Genomic DNA, 19015 nt, shown 5'->3' with positions numbered 1-19015 from the left:
TCAGACCTCGAGGAGCTCGGCTTCCTTGTGCTTGAGGACGTCGTCGATGACATCGGTGTGCTTCTTGGTGGCAGCGTCGAGCTGCTTCTCCGCCCGGACCGCCTCGTCCTCACCGACCTGCTTGTCCTTGACCAGCTTGTCCAGGGCCTCCTTGGCGGTCCGGCGGGCGCCGCGGATCGAGATCCGGGCGTCCTCCGCCTTGGTCTTGGCCAGCTTGATGTACTCCTTGCGCCGGTCCTCGGTCAGCTCGGGCAGGCTGACCCGGAGCGTGGTGCCGTCGTTGGTCGGGTTGGCGCCCAGGTCGGAGTCGCGGATCGACTTCTCGATCGCGCTGGTGGCGTTCTTGTCGAACGGGCTGATGATGACCATCCGAGCCTCCGGCACCTGGAAGGTGGCCAGCTGCTGGAGCGGGGTCTGGGTGCCGTAGTAGTCGGCGGTCAGCTTCGCGAACATGGCCGGATGTGCACGGCCGGTACGGATCGCCGCGAACTCCTCTTTGGCGTACTCGATCGCGTTGGCCATCTTGGATTCGGCGTCGCGCAGGATGTCGGAGATCACGATGATCCTCTCTGGGTCGTGGCTGGTGCCGGCGGCAGCCCGGGTCGATCCGGGCCCGCGTCAGTTGTGGACTGTTGTACCGATCTTCTCACCCGCGACGGCCCGGCCGATGTTGCCGTCGTCGTCCAGGCTGAAGAAGATCATCGGCAGCGAGTAGTCGCGGGCCATGCTGATGGCGGTGGCGTCGGCCACCTTCAGGTCCCGTGCCAGATACTCGTCGTAGGTCAGGTCGTCGAACTTGACCGCGTCCGGGTTGTGCGCGGGGTCGGAGTCGTACACCCCGTCGGTTCCCTGCTTGCCCATCAGCAGCACCTCGGCCCCGATCTCCAGCGCGCGCTGAGCAGCCACCGTGTCGGTGGAGAAGTACGGCATGCCGGAGCCGGCGCCGAAGATCACGACCCGACCCTTCTCCAGGTGCCGCTCGGCCCGGCGCGGAATGTAGGGCTCCGCCACCTGGCCCATCGCGATCGCGGTCTGCACCCGGGTCTGGACGCCGGCCTTCTCGCAGAAGTCCTGCAGCGCCAGACAGTTCATCACCGTGCCGAGCATGCCCATGTAGTCGGCCCGGTCGCGTTCCATCCCGCGCTGCTGCAGCTCGGCCCCACGGAAGAAGTTGCCGCCGCCGACGACGATGGCCACCTGGACGCCGGTGGCCACCACCTCGGCGATCTGCTTGGCGACACTGGCCACGACGTCGGGGTCGACGCCCACCTTGCCGCCGCCGAACGCCTCACCGGAGAGCTTCAGCAGGACTCGTCGATAGGGATGGGTCATTTCTGCCTCCGTTGACCTGTGCTGTCGGATGACTGCGGGTGAAGATGCGACATGCGCTACGAATCTACGGCTCGTAGCGCATGTCCACCACTGGCCGGTCGGCTCAGGCGCCAGCCGCCTCGAAGCGCACGAAACGCTTGACGGTGACCCCGGCGGCCTCGAGCTGCTTGCCGACCGTCGACTTGCTGTCGGTGACCGACGGCTGATCGAGCAGCGCCACCTCCTTGAAGAAGCCGTTCACCCGACCCTCGATGATCTTGGGCAGCGCCTTCTCCGGCTTGCCCTCCTCCTTGGCGGTGGCCTCGGCGATCCGACGCTCGTTCTCCACCGTCTCGGCGGGGACCTCGTCGCGCGTCACGTACAGCGGCCGCATCGCGGCGATCTGCATCGCTGCTGCGCGGGCGGCGGACTCGTCGCCGCCCTCATACTCCACCAGCACGCCCACCTGCGGTGGCAGGTCCGAGGCCCGCTTGTGCAGGTAGACCACGGTCTGGCCGTCGAAGTAGGCGGCGTTGCTGAGCTCCAGCTTCTCCCCGATCACCGCAGCCAGGCCGCTGATGGCCTCGGCAACGGTCTTGCCGGACGGCAGCTCGACGGCGTTGACCGCGTCGACACCATCGACCTTGCCGGCTGCTGCGGCGCTGACGATCTCGCCGGCCAGGGCCTGGAACTGGTCATTCTTGGCCACGAAGTCGGTCTCGGCGCCAAGCTGGATCAGCGCGCCGTTCTCGCTGGCCACCAGCCCGTTGGCGGCCGAGCGCTCGGCGCCCCGCTTGGCGGCCTTGGCCTGACCGCTCACCCGCAGCACTTCGATCGCCTTGTCGAAGTCACCGTCGGCCTCGGTCAGGGCCCTCTTCGCATCCATCATTCCGGCGCCGGTGGCGTCCCGGAGCTTCTTCACATCGACAGCGGCAAATGTCGCCATATATATCCCTCGTCCTGTCTCGTCGTTCTCGTCAAACGGTTACTTGGCGTCCTCGGCCGGGGCATCGGCGTCGGCCGACGCCGCGACCACCTCTGCTGCCTCAGCAGAGGGAACCGGGGCGGGCTCCTCGACAACGGTCGGAGCCTCGGCAGCGGCGGGGGCCTCAACAGCGGCCGGCTCCTGGGTAGCCGGTGTCTCAGTCTCGGCGGCGGCGGGCGCCTCGGCAGCGGCCGGGGCCTCGCCGAGCAGCTCGCGCTCCCAGTCGGGCATCGGCTCGGAGGCCTCGGCGGCGGAACCACCGGAGCGCGACAGCAGGCCGTCGGCGACAGCGTCGGCCAGCACCCGGGTGAGCAGTGCGACGGAGCGGATCGCGTCGTCGTTGCCGGGGATGGCGTAGTCGACCTCGTCCGGGTCGCAGTTGGTGTCCAGGATGCCGATGATCGGGATCCGCAGCTTGCGGGCCTCGTCGACGGCCAGGTGCTCCTTCTTGGTGTCGACGATCCAGACCGCCTGCGGCGTCCTGGTCATCTCCCGGATGCCGCCCAGGGTCTTCTCCAGCTTGTCCTTCTCCCGGCGGAGGCCGAGCAGCTCCTTCTTGGTCAGGCCCGAACCAGCGACGTCGTCGAAGTCCGTGCCCTCCAGCTCCTTGAGGCGCTGGATCCGCTTGACCATGGTGTGGAAGTTGGTCAGCATGCCGCCGAGCCAGCGGTGGTTGACGTAGGGCATTCCGACCCTGGTGGCCTGCTCGGCGATGGCCTCCTGGGCCTGCTTCTTGGTGCCGATGAACAGCACCTGGCCGCCCTTGGAGACGGTGTCCTTGACGAAGGCGTACGCCTGGTCGATGTAGGACAGCGACTGCTGCAGGTCGATGATGTAGATGCCGTTGCGCTCGGTGAAGATGAAGCGCTTCATCTTCGGGTTCCAACGGCGGGTCTGGTGTCCGAAGTGGACGCCGCTCTCGAGGAGCTGGCGGGTGGTTACGACGGCCATGGCCGGGTCCTCCTTGTGTCGACCGCCGCTGGGCGCGCCGACGTACGGTTGTCCGGTACCGAGCCTTTCGGTACCGCCTGATGCAGACGCAAGACGCCCCAGAACTGGCCTGGACCGTGCGTCTTGCTCACCCGGTACGGGAGAAGAGCCTGCATGCGAAGTCACCCCGAGGGGTGCAAGGGCTGAGTTTACGTGGTTTTCGCCCCCTGAAGCCAATCGTCCCCGAGGCCGCCGAAGCGGCGTCCACAGGCCGCACCGCAGTCCGAGCGCCATCCACAGATCCGGTCGACCCCCGCACGGTTCCTGCTGCCGTCCGCAGTGTGAGGACATGACCTCCGCCCGCAGGATCAGAACATGAGCGTGCGACCGCCCGCCACCCCCGCTGGCCGACTGCCTGGCGGGCTGCTGATCAGCCTGCTGCTGGCGCTGATGACGTGGCTGCATCCCGTACCGGCGCTGGCCGAGCCGCTGCTGCCGCCCCCTGCCGGCTGGCCGTTGGCCGGCCGTCCGCAGGTGCTGCGCGGGTTCGATCCGCCGACCTCGAGGTGGGGGCCGGGACACCGCGGGGTCGACCTCGCCGCCGACGTCGGGGACCCGGTGCTCGCGGCCGCGGCCGGAACGGTCACGTTCGCCGGCCGGGTCGCCGGTCGCGGCGTGGTGGTGGTCGACCATGGTGCCGCCCGGACCACCTACGAACCGGTCGCGCCGCTGCTTCCGGTCGGCGCTCGGGTGCGGGCGCAGACGGCGCTCGGCGTCCTGACGACGGGCGACCACTGCCTGCTCCGGTCCTGTCTGCACTGGGGCCTGATCAGGGACGGCAGCTATCTCGACCCGTTGGCCCTGGTGGGACCCGTCCGGGTCCGGCTGCTCCCCCGCTCGGCCGTCGGCGAGGCGCAACGGCGGGCGGTGCAACGTGCGGTGCTGGCAGCGGCCGCGCCGGCCGCTGCAGCCGCTGACCTGGTCCCGGCGGGCCGGCACGGCTTCAGCCTGCCGGTGGCGGGTGCGGTGACCTCGCGGTACGGCATGCGACGGCACCCGGTGACGGGGATCTGGAAGCTGCACGACGGTACCGACTTCGCCGCCGGCTGCGGGACGCCGATCCGCGCCGCTGCGGACGGTCGGGTGAGCCAGGTGTCGGCCAACCCGGGCTACGGGAACCGGCTGCTGCTGGACCACGGCAGCGTGGACGGCCGACGGGTGGTGACCGGGTACAACCATGCGCTGCGCTACACGGTCGGGGTCGGGGTGACGGTCCGGCGGGGGCAGCTGATCGGCTACGTCGGCAGCACCGGCTGGTCCACCGGCTGTCATCTGCACCTGATGCTCTGGTTGGACGGCGCACTGACGGACCCGCTGCTGTGGTTCTGAGCCTCCGACCGCTGTGTCCTGAGGCGGTGCCGTCAGGCTCTCGGGTGGGCCTGCTCGAACGCGCGGCGGAGACGCTCGTTGCTGACGTGGGTGTAGATCTGGGTGGTCGCCAGCGAGGCGTGCCCCAGCAGCTCCTGCACACTGCGCAGGTCGGCGCCCCCCTCCAGCAGGTGGGTCGCCATCGCGTGCCGGAGCCCGTGCGGTCCGAGGTCTGGCGCACCCTCCACCAGCCCCAGGGCCCGGTGCACCACCCGCCGGACAACCCGTGGGTCGATCCGCCGACCGCGTTCGCCGACGAACACCGCCGCCCCGGAGCCGGCGTCCGCCAGCTCACCACGCCCCCCGTCGAGCCAGCCGGTCAGCGCTCGCAGTGCGGGGGCACCGAGCGGCACCGTCCGCTCCTTGTTCCCCTTGCCGAGTACCCGGATCACCCGGCGCTCCTGGTCCACGTCGGACAGGTTCAGCCCGCACAGCTCGGACACCCGGATGCCGGTGGCGTACAGCAGCTCGAGGATCGCGACGTCGCGTTCGGCCACCGCGCCGCCGCCATCCTCGACGGCCGCGATGGCGCGGGTCAGCATCGCGTCCGCATCCGACTGCTCCAGCGTGGGCGGGAGCCGCCGGGCCGCCTTCGGGGACCGCAGCGAGGCGCCCGGGTCGTGCGACGCCCGCTGGGTCTCGTGCGCCCAGCTCAGGAAGACCCTGGCAGCGGCGGCCCGCCGTTGCAGGGTGGTGCGCGCCTGTCCCAGCGTCTGCTGCTTGGCCAGCCAGCTCCGCACGGCCCGGACGTCGACGTCGTCCAGGCTGCTGTGCCCCAACCGCTCGAGGTGGCGCAGCAGGGTGGCGATGTCGCCGCGGTAGGCGCGGATGGTGTGCTCGGAGAGGTTACGCCGCAGAGTGAGGTGGCGGACGTAGTCCTCCAGCAGCCGGTCGAAGGCGGCACCGAGCTCGTCCGGATCCTGGGCAGCATCGGTCACAGCCCCACCCTGACCGCAGTCCCTGTCCCGCGCAAGGCGCCGCACCGGGTCGCCGACCGCGATGTCCGGCCCCGTGATATCCAGGACGGCATGGCTACAGACGGCGTCCCAACGCAGGTTTCCCACATCTACATCGGCGGCTACACCTCGGAGATGGACGGCGAGTCCGCCGGGATCCACAGTCTGGCCGTCTCCACGACCAGCGACGACCAGGTGGAGCTGCTCGAGCTCGACCCGACCCCGCTGGTCTCCCCCACCTACCTGGTCCGGCACCCGTCGCAGCCCTGGCTGTACGCCGTGTCCGAGGGCAACCCGGGCCAGGTCAGCAGCCTGCGGATCGACGAGACGGGCGCCCTCAGCCTGCTCAGCACCGTCGGTTCCGGAGACGACGGCGGCTGCCACCTGTGCCTCGACCCCACCGGCAGGTTCGTTGTGGTCGCCCACTACACCTCCGGGTCGGTGGCCACCTTGGCGGTCGGCGCTGACGGGTCGCTCGGCGAGGTGAGCGACCTGATGCGGTTCACCGGCTCGGGACCCGACCCGGAGCGGCAGGAGGCGGCACACGCCCACCAGGTGGTCTGCGACGGTGACACGATCCTGGTGCCGGACCTCGGCTCCGACCAGGTGCACGTGATCAGGGTCGACGAGCACGGGATGATCAGCACGGCCGGCGAGCCGGTGCGGCTGCCGGCCGGCTCGGGACCGCGACATCTGGTGGTCGTCGACGACCATCTGGTGGTGGCCTGCGAACTGTCCGCCGAGCTGTGGGTGGCGCCCCGACGCGACGGCGGCTGGGGTCCCGGCCGGGCTGTTCCCAGCTCCGCAGCGGAGACGACAGCCCGGATCTACCCGTCGGCAGTGGTCGCCGACGGCCGGCAGGTCTTCGTCGCCAACCGCGGTTCGGACACCGTGGCCGTGTTCGCACTGGACCCGGCTGCCCGCACCCTCACCCCTGTCGGCGAGTTCGGCACCGCCGGCCAGTGGCCACGTGACCTCGTGCTCAGCCCGAATCATGCCTGGGTCGCGAACCAGGCCAACCACGTCATCTCGGTCTTCGACCGGACCGGCGACCTGGCCGATCCGCGGCTGGACTTCCAGATCCCCTCACCCTCGCCGGCCTGCATCGTGCTGACTGCGGTGGCTGGTTCGGACCAGGCGGCCGCGCGATAACCTGTCGGCCGTGACGGAACATCGACAGCAGACCCCTGCCGGCAGCCGATCCGATCTGGCGATCGTCGGCGGCTATGTGGTGCCGGTGGTCGGCGAGTCCATCGAGGGCGGCACCGTGTTGATCATCGACGGCCGGATCGAGGCGGTCGGCTCGGATGTGGAGCTGCCGGAGGGCATCGAGACGATCGACGCCACCGGCCGATGGGTGCTGCCGGGCTTCGTCGAGGCCCATGGTCATGTCGGTGTCCACGAGGAGGGCAACGGCTGGGCCGGCCAGGACACCAACGAGATGACCGATCCGGTCGGAGCCCGTTTCCGGGCGCTGGATGCGATCAACCCGGCCGACGAGGGGTTTCGCGACGCGCTCTCCGGTGGGGTCACCTCGGTCGTGGTCAAGCCGGGCTCGGGAAACCCGATCGGCGGTCAGACGGTCGCTGTGAAGTCGTGGGGTCGGATCGTCGACGAGATGGTCTTCGCCCAGCCGTGCAGTGTGAAATCCGCTCTGGGCGAGAACCCCAAGCGGGTGTACGGGGAGAAGAAGCAGACCCCCTCGACCCGGCTCGGGGTCGCGTCGGTCATCCGCGACGCTCTCCGCAAGGCCGAGGACTACCGGGCCAGGCGCGACTACGCCGCCCAGGAGCAGAAGCCGTTCGAGCGGGACTCCAACAGCGAGATCCTGGTCCGGGTGCTGGACCGCGAGGTCCCCTGGTGCCAGCACACCCACCGGGCCGACGACATCGCCACCGCACTGCGGCTGGCGGACGAGTTCGGCTACCGGCTGGTCATCAACCACGGCACCGAGGGTCACCTGCTGGCCGATGTGCTGGCCGAGCGCGACATCCCGGTGATCATCGGGCCGCTCTTCACCTCCCGCAGCAAGGTCGAGGTCAACCAGCGCCACCTGCGCAATCCGGGGCTGCTGGCGTCCGCCGGAGTGAAGATCGCCATCACCACCGACCACCCGGTGGTGCCGATCAACTTCCTCGTCTACCAGGCCATCCTGTCGATCAAGGACGGCCTGGACCGCGACACCGCACTGCGCTCGATCACCATCAACCCGGCGGAGATCCTCGGTCTGGACGGCCGGGTCGGCTCGCTGGAGGCCGGCAAGGACGGTGATGTGGTGATCTGGGACGGCGACCCGCTGGAGATCATGAGCCGGGCCCGACAGGTGATCATCTCCGGGCGCGAGGTGTACACCTTCGACGAGACCACCGGCGAGGGTGTGACGCTGGACCCGTACAGTGTGCGGACCGAGGGACTCACCCGCCGATGACCACCCTGGAGGAGCTCACCGAGGGCGGCACCGTGCTGCCCATCACCCGCTGGGGAACGCCGGTGATGCACGCCCGCACCAAGCCGGTGACCGAGTACGGCGCTGCGCTGCACGCGCTGGTCCGCGACATGTTCGCGACGATGGAGGCGGCCGAGGGTGTCGGTCTGGCGGCCACCCAGGTCGGTGTCGACCTCGCCGTCTTCGTCTACGACTGCCCGGACGACGACCACGTCCGGCACGTGGGGGTGGTCTGCAATCCGGAGGTCGAGCTGCCCGAGGGCAAGGACCGCCGACTGGAGAGCGCCGAGGAGGGCTGCCTGTCGCTGCCCGGCGCCTACGTCGCGCTGTCCCGGCCGGACACCGCCGTCTGTCGCGGCACCGACGCGTTCGGCAACCCGGTGGAGGTGCGCGGTACCGGCCTGCTCGCGCGTTGCCTGCAGCACGAGACCGACCATCTCAACGGTGTGGTCTTCGGTGACCGGCTGGCCGGCCGGGTCCGCAAGAAGCTGTACTCACTGCACGAGGCGGCCGCCGACCACTACCCGGCCGACTGGCCGGTCTCGCCGCGTGTTCCCGACGAGGATGACTGAGGGGAGGGATGACCGGGGCCGGTCAGGCCAGCGACCAGCAGGCGATGGCCGCGGCCGCGGCGACGTTGAGCGAGTCGATCCCCGCCTGCATCGGGATGGCGGCGACCCGGTCGGCCTCGGCGACCCAGCGCCCGGACAGCCCGGACCCCTCGGTTCCGAGCAGTACCGCCACCTTCCGTGGGGCCGCCCGGAGCTCCTCCTGCACCAGCCGCAGATCGACCGCATCGTCGGTCAGGGCCAGCGCAACCGTGAGGAAGCCGGACCGCTTCAGCAGGTCGACGGCGCCAGCCCAGTCGCCCAGCCGGGCCCACGGCAGGCTGAACACCGCACCCATGCTGACCTTGATGGAGCGACGGTAGAGCGGGTCGGCCGACCGCGGCGCCAGCAGAGCGCCGTCCCAGCCGAGGCCGGCGGCCGAGCGCAGGATGGCGCCGACGTTCGTGTGGTCGACGATGTCCTCCAGTACGACCAGCCGACGAGCCGACGACAGCAGCCCGGCCTCGGTGTCCCGATCCTCCCGGTGCAGCGACGCCAGCGCACCGCGGTGCACGTGGAAGCCGGTGACCTGCTCGGCCAGAGCCTCGGTGACGACGTAGACCGGGACGCTCGGGTGCCGGGCGAGGACGTCGGCCAGCGACGCCAGCCAGCGCTCGGCCAGCAGGAACGAGCGCGGCCGGTAGCCCGCGTCGACGGCGCGGCGGATGACCTTCTCCCCTTCGGCGATGAACAGCCCGCGATCGCTCTCCAGATGCCGCCGCAGGGCCACGTCCCGGAGCCGGACGTAGTCGCCGAGCCGGGGGTCGTCGGCCGACTCGACGGCGACCCGCTGGTCCCTGGCCAGCACCGTCAGGCGGCCAGCCGGCGCAGCCGGTGCAGCCGGTCCACCAGCAGGTCACGCACCTGACGGGACCGGCGCGGGTCGCCGCCGGCCAGCACCCCCACCTGGACGCCGTCGACCTGCCCGGTGGCCGGTGTCCAGGCGGTCGCCTGGTCGGCACGGTCGGCACGGACACAGAAGGTCCGGTTGGCCTCGGCCTCCACCGAGGCGGCCCGGTTGCTGGTCTCATCGTCCGTCGCGACCAACACGTACCAGGCCTCGGCCAGGTCACCGATCGCGTAGCGGCGGCGATGCCAGACGATCTGCCGGGTACGGGCGAGCTCGGCGATGGCCGGGGTCACCGCCGGGGAGACCAGCCGGATGTCCGCGCCGGCCTCCAGCAGTCGAGGAAGGCGCCGCTGGGCCACCGAGCCGCCGCCGAGCACGACGACGCGTCGGCCTGCCAGCTGCAGTCCGGAGAGGTAGGGCTCGGCGGTGCTCACCCGCCCATCCTCGGCCATGCGGTCCGGCCGCCGCGGCCCGTCCAGATGGTGGATGCAAGCCTCACCCCTTGTTCTCTACCACAGAAAGTTTCTATCCTTGCCCTATGCCGTACGTTCTGACCGTCGACCAGCGCGACAGCAGGAACCTGCCCGATGCCGTCGACGAAGCCATGGCCGCGCTGTCCACTCTGGACACCCTGCTCGGATTCGAGCGCACCATCGGCGACGAGTTCCAGGGGCTGTTGGACGACCCGCTGTCGGTCGTCACCGCCATGCTGGAGCTCATGCGCAGCAACCAGTGGCACATCGGGCTGGGGATCGGCCCGGTCGACACCCCATTGCCCGCCGACACCCGTTCCGGACGTGGACCGGCCTTCGTCGCGGCCCGGACGGCCGTCGACCAGGCCAAGCGGGAGGTCACCCATGTCAGCTTCGTCGGAGCCCCACCGGCCGAGGAGGCGACCCGGGACGCCGAGGTGGTGCTCCAGCTGCTGGCCACGATCCGGGAGCGACGCTCCGAGCAGGGGTGGGACGCGGTCGACCTGATGAACGCCGGTGCCACCATGGCGGAGGTGGCCGAGACGCTGAAGATCAGCCGGCAGGCGGTGGGACAGCGACTGGCGGCCGCCAACTGGGCGGTGGAGAGCGACGCCCTCCCGGTGCTGGCCCGACTGTTGGATCGGGCCGAGGCGATCTCCACCGGCAGGAAGGCCGCCACCGGAGGGGCCGGCCGGTGACGGCATCGACCCTGCTGGCCCTGCTCTGCTGGCTGCTGCTGAGCCTGGCCAGCATCGTCGTCTGGCTGCCACCTCGGCCACGGCAGGCCAGGCCGCTGTTCGCCCGGACCACGGCACTGATCGCGGTCATCGTCGTCCTGGTTGTCGCCACTACGGCGATCGCCCTGCTCGGCCGGTGGGGCAACGGCACCGAGGGAGTCTGGTCCTGGCTGACCGTCGGGGTGAGCTGCCTGGCTGCGGTACTGACCGGCGGCGCCTTCACCACCTCGGTGCTGGGTCTGGCCGACGCCGCGTCGCGGCCCACCCCGCAGCGGGTGCAACGCAACGTGCTGCGCGGTGGGACCTGGATCGGCGCACTGGAACGGGTCGGGATCGTCGCCTCGCTGTTGGCCGGCTGGCCGGACGGCATCGCCGTCATCCTGGCCGTCAAGGGGCTCGCCCGCTACCCGGAGCTGAAGACCTTCCAGAGCACCGGCGCCGCCGAGCGGTTCATCATCGGCACCTTCGCCAGCATCGGCTGGGCGGCGGCCTGTGCCGGCGTCGCCCTGGTGGTGTGGCGCTAGCCTGGCCAGATGTCCGACTTCTCTGCCCCACCCGAGATCGGCACGCTGCGCTGGCTGCCGGCGGTCGACCACCCGGAGCTGTTGGCGGCTCCGGTCGCCGGCGCGGTCGCCTCGGTGCCGGATGCGTTCGTGGCTCCGATCGACCCCGACCTGGCCGACACCGCCGCCTTCTGCGAGGCGTACGCAGTGCCACTGCAGGTGTCGGCCAACTGTGTCGTCGTCGCCGGCCGCCGAGGCGAGGTCTCCACGCTGGCCGCCTGCCTGGTGCTCGCCACCGACCGGGCCGACGTCAACAAGACGGTCCGCCGCCACCTGGACGTACGCAAGATCTCCTTCGCAGCAATGACGGAGGCGGTGGCCCGGACCTCGATGGAGTACGGCGGGATCACCCCGATCGGGCTACCGGCCGACTGGCCGCTGCTGGTCGACACCGCCGTCACCGACAGCGAGTGGGTCGTGGTCGGCAGCGGCATCCGCGGCAGCAAGATCGCGATCCGCGGAGCCGCCACCGCAAGGCTGCCCGCTGCGCAGGTGCTGGACCTGGCGCAGCGGGGCTAGCCCCAACGGTCAGCCGCGCAGGTAGCGCAGCGTCACGATCTGGAACGGCCGGAAGCGGATCGTCACCGCGGCCGGGTCGTCCCAGCTCTGCCCGATGTCCAGCGGCCGCTCGAGCAGGTCGACCGACTGCACCGAGGCCGCCTCGAATCCGGACCGGACCGTGGCCGTGGCCCGGCCGCCGGTGGCCGCGTACAGCCGCACCACCACATCCCCGCTCTGGTCCTCGGCCAGCTTGACCGCCTCGACCACCACGTCCGGCGTGTCCACCGACACCACCGGATCGACCTCGGTCGCACCGCCGGTGACGGTGCGCTCCGGCAGGTTGATGTCGTAGCCCTCCCGGACGGCGTCTCCGATCTCGGCGCCGGGCACGATGCCGTAACGCAGCACGTGCCGGCCGAGGTCCGTCTCCGGGTCCGGCCAGCGTGGTGAGCGGAGCAGGGACAGCCGGACCGTCGTTGTGGTGCCGCCGTCGGCGCGGATGTCGCGGGTCACGTCGTGGCCGTAGGTGGAGTCGTTGACCAGCGCGACACCGAAGCCCGGCTCGGCCACATGGAGGAACCGGTGCGCGCAGATCTCGAACTTCGCCGCCTCCCAGGTGGTGTTCTGGTGGGTGGCGCGCTTGACGTGGCCGAACTGGGTCTCCGAGCTGGAGTCCTCGGCGCGGACGTCGAGACCGAAACCGGCCTTCAGGAAGGTCTCGCGCTCCTGCCAGTCGACGTCGAGCTCGATGTCGAGGCTGGCCGAGCCCGGCCGCAGCGCCACCACGGTGCTGAACGTCGACGCGCCGTGACGCCGGATGATCCGGACCCCGACCGCCCCGTCACCGAGGTCGGCCGGTTCGACTGTCTCCGCGGTCCGCAGGTCCGTCACGGTGTGCCGATAGAACGAGTCGACATCCCAGGCGTCCCAATCGTTCGGCACGTCCTGGTGCAGCTGCAGCAGGTTGCCGACCTCCCCGGGGGCGATTGCGTCCCGGCCGCTGGACCGGTCGACGACACTGGTCAGCAGACCCTCGACGTCCAGGGTGGCCGTGACCACGCCGTTGTCGAGCACGAAGCCCCCGTCCGCCGGCGTCAGCGTGCCGGCCGCGGCGACCGCAACCGGGCCGGCGCCGAGTGCCGGCACCCCGTTACGGGCGTGCGGGTTGGCGTTGAACACCAGCTCCCGGTCGCCGTCTGCGGCCAGCACGGCCAGCGCCTCGGCGATCAGCTGCTCCAGCTCGGCCGCCACCGCGGCGTAGGTGTCGCGTGCCTCGCGGTTCACCCAGGCGATCGACGACCCGGGCAGGATGTCGTGGAACTGGTGCAGCAGCACCGTCTTCCACAGCCGGTCCAGCGTCGCGTACGGGTACTCGGCGCCGTGCCGGAGGGTGGCCAGCGTCGACCACAGCTCGGCCTCGCGGAGCAGGTGCTCGCTGCGCCGGTTCCCCTGCTTGATCTTGGCGTTGGAGGTGTACGTGCCGCGGTGGATCTCGAGGTAGAGCTCGCCCCACCAGACGGGCGCATCGGCGTAGTCCTCCTCCGCCTTCTGGAAGAAGCTGGCCGGGGTCTCGATCGTCACCCGCGGGGATCCCTCCAGGTCGGCCGTGCGCTGTGCCCGGGCGATCATCTCCCGGGTCGGGCCGCCGCCACCGTCGCCGTAGCCGAACGGCACCAGCGAGTGGTTGGCCCGGGCCTTGTCGGCGAACTGCCGGCTGGCGAGGGCCAGCTCCGCCCCGGACAGGTCGGAGTTGTAGGTGTCGACCGGCGGGAAGTGGGTGAAGATCCGGGTGCCGTCGATCCCCTCCCACCAGAAGGTGTGGTGCGGGAACACGTTGGTCTTGTTCCAGGAGATCTTCTGGGTCAGGAACCAGCGCGAGCCGGACAGCGCGATCAGCTGCGGCAGCGCGGCCGAGTAGCCGAAGGTGTCGGGCAGCCAGACCTCCGGCGTGTCGATGCCGAACTCCTCCAGGAAGTAGCGCTTCCCGTGGATGAACTGGCGGGCCATCGCCTCGCCGCCGGGCATGTTGGTGTCGGACTCGACCCACATGCCGCCGACCGGGATGAACTGGCCGGCCTCGATCTTCTCCTTCACCCGGGTGAACACCTCCGGGCGGTGTTCGGAGATCCAGGCCAGCTGCTGCGCCTGCGACATGGCGAACACCAGCTCCGGGTGGTCGTCCATCAGCTGGGTCACATTGGAGCAGGTCCGGGCCACCTTGCGCACGGTCTCGCGCAGCGGCCAGAGCCAGGCCGAGTCGATGTGCGCGTGCCCGACGGCGCTCAGCCGGTGGGCGCTGGCGTGGGCGGGGCTGGCCAGCATCGGGGCCAGTATGGCGCGGGCGGCGGCTGCGGTGCCGGCGATGTCGTGCAGGTCGATGGCGTCCAGCGCGTCCGAGATCGCGGCCCGGATCTGGTGTCCCCGAGGTTGGTCGGGGTCGACCTGTGCAGCCAGCTGGCCGAGCACGTCGAGGTCGCTGACCAGCTCGCGGACCTCCAGGTCGACCACGGCGAGGTCGAACCGGCTGAGGGTGTAGATCGGCTGCCTGGGTGCCGTCTGGACGTCGCCGATATCGGTCGGCACCCGCATGGTGATCTGCGGGTTGGAGGCGGCCTCCACGAAGTAGTGCACCTCGGTGCTTCCCGCGTCCACCGGCAGCCAGGTGTTGTACGGGTGCAGGCCCTTGACCACGGTGCCATCCGGGCGGTACGCCAGACCTTCGGCGGCGAACCCGGGGCCGGTGCCGGCGAAACCGAGGTCGATGACGCACTCCAGGGTGCGGCCGGCCCAGTCGGCCGGCACCTCGGCCGTGAGCTCGAGCCAGGTGGTGCCCCAGGGGGCGCCCCACGCATCGCCGACCGCGGCCGGCTTGAACGGTGCCGCCAGGCCCTCGCTGACCGGGACCGGTTCGCCCGGGGCGTCCCAGCGGCCCACCGTCAGCGGCACCGACTCGGGATACACCGCCGGCTTCAGTCGCTCGTTGAGGATGCGGTCGAGGCGTCGCTCGATCTGGATACGGTCACTATGCATTCAGCACTCCGGGAACTGGTGAGGATGGTGTTCACGCGCGTTGGGCGCGACCTACAGCCTTGCAGATCAGGGCACCGTCCTCGCTCCGGCTAGGCCGCGGCGGGCACACATTCCATCAGCTGGACAAGAGGCTGATGATCGCAGCCACCCCGACTGTGACGATGATCACCCGGTACACCGTCGGCGGCAACCGGCGTCCGACCCGGCCGCCGACCTGGGCACCGACGACAGCGCCGACGGCGATGGCCCCGGCGGCCCACCAGTTGACGTCGGAGATGGCGATGAAGATCACCGCGGCGATGCCGTTGACGATGAAGGCGAGCACGTTCTTGACGGCGTTGATCCTCGGCAGCGTCTCGTCCAGCCCGATCCCCATCACAGCCAGCAGCAGCACACCCTGGGCCGCGCCGAAGTAGCCGCCGTAGACGCCGGTACCGGCCACCCCCAGCCACATCGGCAGCGAGCCGTGCGGAGGGTCCACCTGGATGCCCTGGCGCTCTCGGCGGGCGGTGACCATCCGGGACAGCCGGGGCTGGATGATCACCAACAGGCAGCCGAGCCCGATCAGTACCGGCACGATCGCGTCGAAGGCCGAGGACGGCAGCCTCAGCAGCAGCAGCGCCCCGACGATGCCGCCGATCAGCGAGGCCAGGCCCAGTCGCAGCACCCGGCTGCGCTGGCCCTTGAGCTCGTCTCGCATCGACCAGGCGCCCGACAGCGACCCCGGTGCCAGACCGACGGTGTTGGACACGTTGGCGATCACCGGTGGCACGCCGAGCGCCAGCAGGGTCGGAAACGTCACCAGGGTGCCCGAGCCCACCACGGTGTTGATCAGGCCCGCGGCCGTACCGGCGCCCAGCAGCGCCAGCAGCTCCCAGAGGCTCACGAACCAGGGGTGCTCTCGTGCGCCGTGCCCTCGACTGTGTCGGCCTGCGGGGCGGCGGGTGCCCCGGCTGACAGCGACGCCGGCGTCGTCCGCCGGCCACCGATCAGCGGGTTCTTCTCCAGCTCGGCCGCCGCCGCGATGGCCGCCTGCACGGTCCGTTCGGTCGCCTCGGCCTCTTCGTCCTTCTGGGTGGCGATCTCGGCCTGGACGTCGATCTTCTCCGGTGCCTGGAACGTTCCCTTCGCCGCAGCCGGGATCGCCGAGGAGATGCCGCTGACGGCACTTCCGAGACCCTCCAGCGCCTTGTTCAGCTCGCTCGGCACGATCCACACCTTGTTGGCGTCGCCGCGGGCGATGCTGGGCAGCATCTGCATGTACTGGTAGGCCAGCAGCGCCTGGTCGGGCTGGCCGGCGTGGATCGCGTTGAACACGGTGGTGATCGCCTGAGCCTCGCCCTCGGCCCGCAGCATCTGGGCCTGCCGGTCGGCCTGCGCCCGCAGCACCTGGGACTCCCGCTCACCCTGGGCCCGCAGGATGGCCGACTCACGGTCACCGCCGGCCGACAGGATCTGGGACTGCCGCTGGCCCTCGGCGATCAGGATCGCGGCCCGCTTGTCCCGCTCGGCCCGGGCACCCTTCTCCATCGCGTCCCGGATCGTCGCCGGCGGATCGATGGCGCGCAGCTCGACCCGGTTGACCTTGATGCCCCACTTCCCGGTCGCCTCGTCCAGCACCACCCGCAGCTTCTGGTTGATCTCCTCCCGGCTGACCAGTGCCTGCTCCAGGTCCAGGCCACCGATGATGTTGCGCAGCGTCGTCATGGTCAGTTGCTCGATCGCCTTGATGTAGTCCTGCGCCTCGTAGGCGGCGCGGACCGGGTCGATCACCTGGAAGTAGATTACCGAGTCGATGTTGACCATCAGGTTGTCCTCGGTGATCACGCCCTGCGGCGGGAACGGCACCACCGCCTCGCGCATGTCGATGTTGTAGCGCACCTTGTCGACGATCGGCACCAGCAGATGGGGGCCTGGCTCGAGCATCCGGTTGAACTTGCCCAGGCGCTCGACCACCCCGACACGCTGCTGTCTGATCACCCGGATGGCACTGCCGAGGAAGAAGGCCAGCGCGAGGATCGCGATCAAGAGCGCGATGAGACCTGCGGGGTTCACGTCGTTTCCCATCTGTCGTTTCCCATGTTTCAGGGCAGCTGTTCGTGCTTGGGGTAGACCACGGCGATAGCGCCGTCGATCTCGTACACCTCGACCTCGTCACCGGCGGCGATCTCCGCACTGGGGTCGAAAGCACGCGCGGACCAGAGCTGACCGTCGACCTTGATCTCGCCGCCGCTGCGGGTGATGTCGGAGGTGGCGATGCCGGTGCTGCCCACCATCTTGGCGGTGGACGAACGGTAGCCGGGCATGTTGCGGACCCTGCGCATCACCGTCGGCCGAAGCAGCATCAGCATCCCGACGGCCACCGCAGCGGCCACCAGGACCTGCAGCCACCACAGTCCAGGGGCGAGGACCGCGACCCCGGCCCCGGCCAGAGCGCCGGCGGCGAGCATGATCAACACCAGGTCGAGCGACAGGATCTCGGCGATCGCCAGCAGGAAGGCGATACTCAACCAGAGCGCCCACGCATTGTCACCGAGCCAGTCCGTCAAGTTCACCTCCATGCCTCCCCGCTTCCGTCGCTTCCAGGCGCTTCCAGGTCAATGGTGCCAGACGGGTCACAGCGCCCTGGCGGACCAACGACCGGCCTCGCTGGTCAGCGAGAGCGGCAGGTCGAAGGTGGCGCTCAGGTTCTCCGCCGTCAGCGTCGCCTCGAGCGGCCCTGCGGCGACGATCCGGCCCTGCTTCAGCAGCAGTGCGTGGGTGATGCCGAGCGGGATCTCCTCGACGTGGTGGGTCACCAGCACGGTGGCCGGGGCGTAAGGGTCCTGGGCCAGCTCGCTGAGGGTGCGGACCAGCGACTCCCGGCCGGTCAGGTCCAGCCCCGCCGCCGGCTCGTCCAGCAGCAGCAGCTCGGGGTCGGTCATCAGTGCCCGGGCGATCTGGACCCGCTTGCGCTCGCCCTCACTCAGGGTGCCGAAGGTCCGCTCGGCCAGATGGCCGACGCGGAGCTGGTCCAGCAGCTCGTCGGCCCGCTCGTGGTCGAGCTGGTCGTAGTCCTCGCGCCAACGGCCCAGTACGGCGTAGGAGGCGGACACCACCGCGTCGTGCACCGGCTCGCTCTTCGGGATCCGGTCGGCCAGGGCGGCGGAGGTGAGCCCGATCCGGGGTCGGAGGTCGAACACGTCGACCGTGCCCAACACCTCGCCGAGCAGCCCGGCGACGCCGGAGGTGGGGTGGATCTGGGCCGACACGACCTGCAGCAGCGTGGTCTTACCCGCACCGTTGGGGCCGATCACCACCCAGCGGTCGGTCTCGTCGACCCGCCAGCTGATCTCGTCGAGCAGGGTCGCCTGGCCCCGAACGATGCTCACGTCCGCAAGATCCACCACAGCCACCATGGGGGTAAACCTACAAGAGGTGGACCACCGCCCCGGCACCGACACTGGAGATCGTACGGTGGGCTGGTGCACCTTGCTGCTGTCCGGATGACGACGCACCTGAATGCGCTGATCGGCAACCTGATCAGCGTCGAGGCTGCGGCACGGACGATCGTCGCCGACGACGTGGCCCACCACGTGCTCGACCCCGACGCCGTGCTGGGGCTGGACCCGCTGCGGGCGAGCGAGCTGGAGACCGGTCTGGCTGCGCTGCTGGCAGCCGAGCGGGAGGGCTGGGCCCTCGGGCTGCCGGTGCCGGGCTCGCTGCTGCCGCTGCGCGGACCGCGCGAGCTCAACGAGGCCGCCCTGGAGATAGGCCAGGTGGTCATCGCCACCACCGCCGAGTTGGCGCTGGTGCCGTACCTGGTCGGCCGCGGCGTCCAGTGGCGGGTCTTCTCGGCCCGTCGGCCGTTCGCGGTGGCCACCCCCTACGAGGCCGAGCGGGCCCTGAACGAGGCGGTGCTGTCCGCGGCGCGGGTGCTGAGCGACCTGGACGTGGCGGCCGGCAGCCGCCCCCGCGCCTCCTTCGAGGCCCGGCTGGCCCCCGGCTACGGTCCACGGCAGCTGGCAACGGCGGACCGGGCCCTGCGGCTGCTGCTCGCCTGCGACGCCGCGCTGGCCGATGACGGCGGCAGCATCTCCTCGTTCGAGGCCGGCCTCCGTTCCCGTGAGCTGCGCCGGGTGCGCGAGGCGGCCAGCCACGCCCTGTGCGCTGCCTGCAGCTGGGTCGACGCGGCGGACCGGGGCGTCTGGAGCTGAC

The 19015-nt window shown here is 70.5% G+C and carries 20 protein-coding genes; 8 read left to right on the top strand and 12 right to left on the bottom strand.

Annotated features, from left to right (window positions below; all coding sequences use genetic code 11):
* The 4 genes from frr to rpsB all read right to left on the bottom strand — a co-directional run bounded on the left by frr (position 1) and on the right by rpsB (position 3247).
* A complete protein-coding gene (frr, locus tag JOE57_RS16190) occupies positions 1-555 on the bottom strand; it encodes a ribosome recycling factor (RefSeq protein ID WP_204920521.1) in 555 nt (184 codons plus the stop codon).
* A 63-nt stretch (positions 556-618) separates the two neighbouring features.
* On the bottom strand, positions 619-1332 hold the full coding sequence (pyrH, locus tag JOE57_RS16185) for a UMP kinase (RefSeq protein WP_204919592.1): 714 nt from the start codon (positions 1330-1332) through the stop codon (positions 619-621).
* Positions 1333-1435: 103 nt separating this feature from the next.
* Positions 1436-2257, bottom strand: a complete 822-nt coding sequence (gene tsf / locus JOE57_RS16180; protein ID WP_204919590.1) for a translation elongation factor Ts — start codon at positions 2255-2257, stop codon at positions 1436-1438.
* 39 nt (positions 2258-2296) lie between these two features.
* Positions 2297-3247 carry a 30S ribosomal protein S2 gene (rpsB, locus tag JOE57_RS16175; RefSeq protein ID WP_204919589.1) on the bottom strand — a complete coding sequence of 317 codons (951 nt, stop codon included), beginning with the start codon at positions 3245-3247 and terminating at the stop codon, positions 2297-2299.
* Positions 3248-3601: 354 nt separating this feature from the next.
* Here rpsB and JOE57_RS16170 point away from each other — a divergent pair, with 354 nt between their 5' ends.
* The gene (locus tag JOE57_RS16170; protein WP_204919587.1) at positions 3602-4615 is read left to right on the top strand and encodes a M23 family metallopeptidase; all 1014 of its coding nucleotides are present in this window, start codon (positions 3602-3604) and stop codon (positions 4613-4615) included.
* 32 nt (positions 4616-4647) lie between these two features.
* On the opposite strand, the gene JOE57_RS16165 is transcribed toward JOE57_RS16170, so the two are convergent.
* On the bottom strand, positions 4648-5592 hold the full coding sequence (locus tag JOE57_RS16165) for a tyrosine recombinase (RefSeq protein WP_204919586.1): 945 nt from the start codon (positions 5590-5592) through the stop codon (positions 4648-4650).
* Between the two features lie 90 nt (positions 5593-5682).
* Here JOE57_RS16165 and JOE57_RS16160 point away from each other — a divergent pair, with 90 nt between their 5' ends.
* Genes JOE57_RS16160 through def form a run of 3 tightly spaced genes read left to right on the top strand, consistent with a single transcriptional unit; the run spans position 5683 to position 8628 of the window.
* On the top strand, positions 5683-6762 hold the full coding sequence (locus JOE57_RS16160; protein WP_204919584.1) for a lactonase family protein: 1080 nt from the start codon (positions 5683-5685) through the stop codon (positions 6760-6762).
* A 10-nt stretch (positions 6763-6772) separates the two neighbouring features.
* Complete coding sequence (locus JOE57_RS16155) at positions 6773-8038, top strand: amidohydrolase (protein WP_338041346.1); 1266 nt, start codon at positions 6773-6775, stop codon at positions 8036-8038.
* Positions 8035-8628, top strand: coding sequence for a peptide deformylase (gene def, locus JOE57_RS16150; protein WP_204919583.1), 594 nt, complete (start codon positions 8035-8037; stop codon positions 8626-8628). Before JOE57_RS16155 ends, def begins: the two co-directional genes overlap by 4 nt.
* Positions 8629-8650: 22 nt before the next feature.
* Here def and JOE57_RS16145 read toward each other — a convergent pair whose 3' ends face one another.
* Positions 8651-9469 (bottom strand): TrmH family RNA methyltransferase, encoded by an 819-nt coding sequence (locus JOE57_RS16145; protein ID WP_204920519.1) that lies wholly within the window; start codon positions 9467-9469, stop codon positions 8651-8653.
* A 5-nt stretch (positions 9470-9474) separates the two neighbouring features.
* Entirely contained in the window at positions 9475-9948 is a 474-nt protein-coding gene (locus JOE57_RS16140; RefSeq protein WP_338041345.1) for a precorrin-2 dehydrogenase/sirohydrochlorin ferrochelatase family protein, read from the bottom strand.
* A gap of 104 nt (positions 9949-10052) precedes the next feature.
* On the opposite strand from JOE57_RS16140, the gene JOE57_RS16135 reads away from it, so the two are divergent.
* From JOE57_RS16135 to JOE57_RS16125, 3 genes are read left to right on the top strand one after another with little or no spacing between them, the layout of a single operon-like run.
* A complete protein-coding gene (locus JOE57_RS16135; protein WP_204919581.1) occupies positions 10053-10685 on the top strand; it encodes a hypothetical protein in 633 nt (210 codons plus the stop codon).
* Positions 10682-11248, top strand: coding sequence for a hypothetical protein (locus tag JOE57_RS19340; RefSeq protein WP_204919580.1), 567 nt, complete (start codon positions 10682-10684; stop codon positions 11246-11248). The genes JOE57_RS16135 and JOE57_RS19340 overlap by 4 nt, the downstream gene beginning before the upstream one ends.
* 9 nt (positions 11249-11257) lie before the next feature.
* Positions 11258-11806 carry a YbaK/EbsC family protein gene (locus tag JOE57_RS16125; RefSeq protein WP_204919578.1) on the top strand — a complete coding sequence of 183 codons (549 nt, stop codon included), beginning with the start codon at positions 11258-11260 and terminating at the stop codon, positions 11804-11806.
* Positions 11807-11815: 9 nt separating this feature from the next.
* Here JOE57_RS16125 and JOE57_RS16120 read toward each other — a convergent pair whose 3' ends face one another.
* The 5 genes from JOE57_RS16120 to JOE57_RS16100 all read right to left on the bottom strand — a co-directional run bounded on the left by JOE57_RS16120 (position 11816) and on the right by JOE57_RS16100 (position 18216).
* Positions 11816-14818 carry an alpha-mannosidase gene (locus JOE57_RS16120; protein WP_204919577.1) on the bottom strand — a complete coding sequence of 1001 codons (3003 nt, stop codon included), beginning with the start codon at positions 14816-14818 and terminating at the stop codon, positions 11816-11818.
* A gap of 115 nt (positions 14819-14933) precedes the next feature.
* Positions 14934-15704, bottom strand: a complete 771-nt coding sequence (locus JOE57_RS16115; RefSeq protein ID WP_204919576.1) for a TSUP family transporter — start codon at positions 15702-15704, stop codon at positions 14934-14936.
* Positions 15701-16885 (bottom strand): SPFH domain-containing protein, encoded by a 1185-nt coding sequence (locus tag JOE57_RS16110; protein WP_204919575.1) that lies wholly within the window; start codon positions 16883-16885, stop codon positions 15701-15703. Before JOE57_RS16110 ends, JOE57_RS16115 begins: the two co-directional genes overlap by 4 nt.
* 17 nt (positions 16886-16902) lie before the next feature.
* Positions 16903-17367, bottom strand: a complete 465-nt coding sequence (locus tag JOE57_RS16105) for an NfeD family protein (protein ID WP_204920518.1) — start codon at positions 17365-17367, stop codon at positions 16903-16905.
* Positions 17368-17433: 66 nt separating this feature from the next.
* On the bottom strand, positions 17434-18216 hold the full coding sequence (locus tag JOE57_RS16100; RefSeq protein ID WP_204919574.1) for an ABC transporter ATP-binding protein: 783 nt from the start codon (positions 18214-18216) through the stop codon (positions 17434-17436).
* 66 nt (positions 18217-18282) lie between these two features.
* Here JOE57_RS16100 and JOE57_RS16095 point away from each other — a divergent pair, with 66 nt between their 5' ends.
* Positions 18283-19014 carry a hypothetical protein gene (locus JOE57_RS16095; protein ID WP_204919573.1) on the top strand — a complete coding sequence of 244 codons (732 nt, stop codon included), beginning with the start codon at positions 18283-18285 and terminating at the stop codon, positions 19012-19014.
* Position 19015 lies beyond the last annotated feature (1 nt).

Source organism: Microlunatus panaciterrae (genome assembly GCF_016907535.1).
In the GTDB taxonomy this organism is placed as follows: domain Bacteria; phylum Actinomycetota; class Actinomycetes; order Propionibacteriales; family Propionibacteriaceae; genus Microlunatus; species Microlunatus panaciterrae.
The sequence above is the reverse complement of the archived record's forward strand: the minus strand, read 5'-3'. Positions and strand labels throughout refer to the sequence as shown.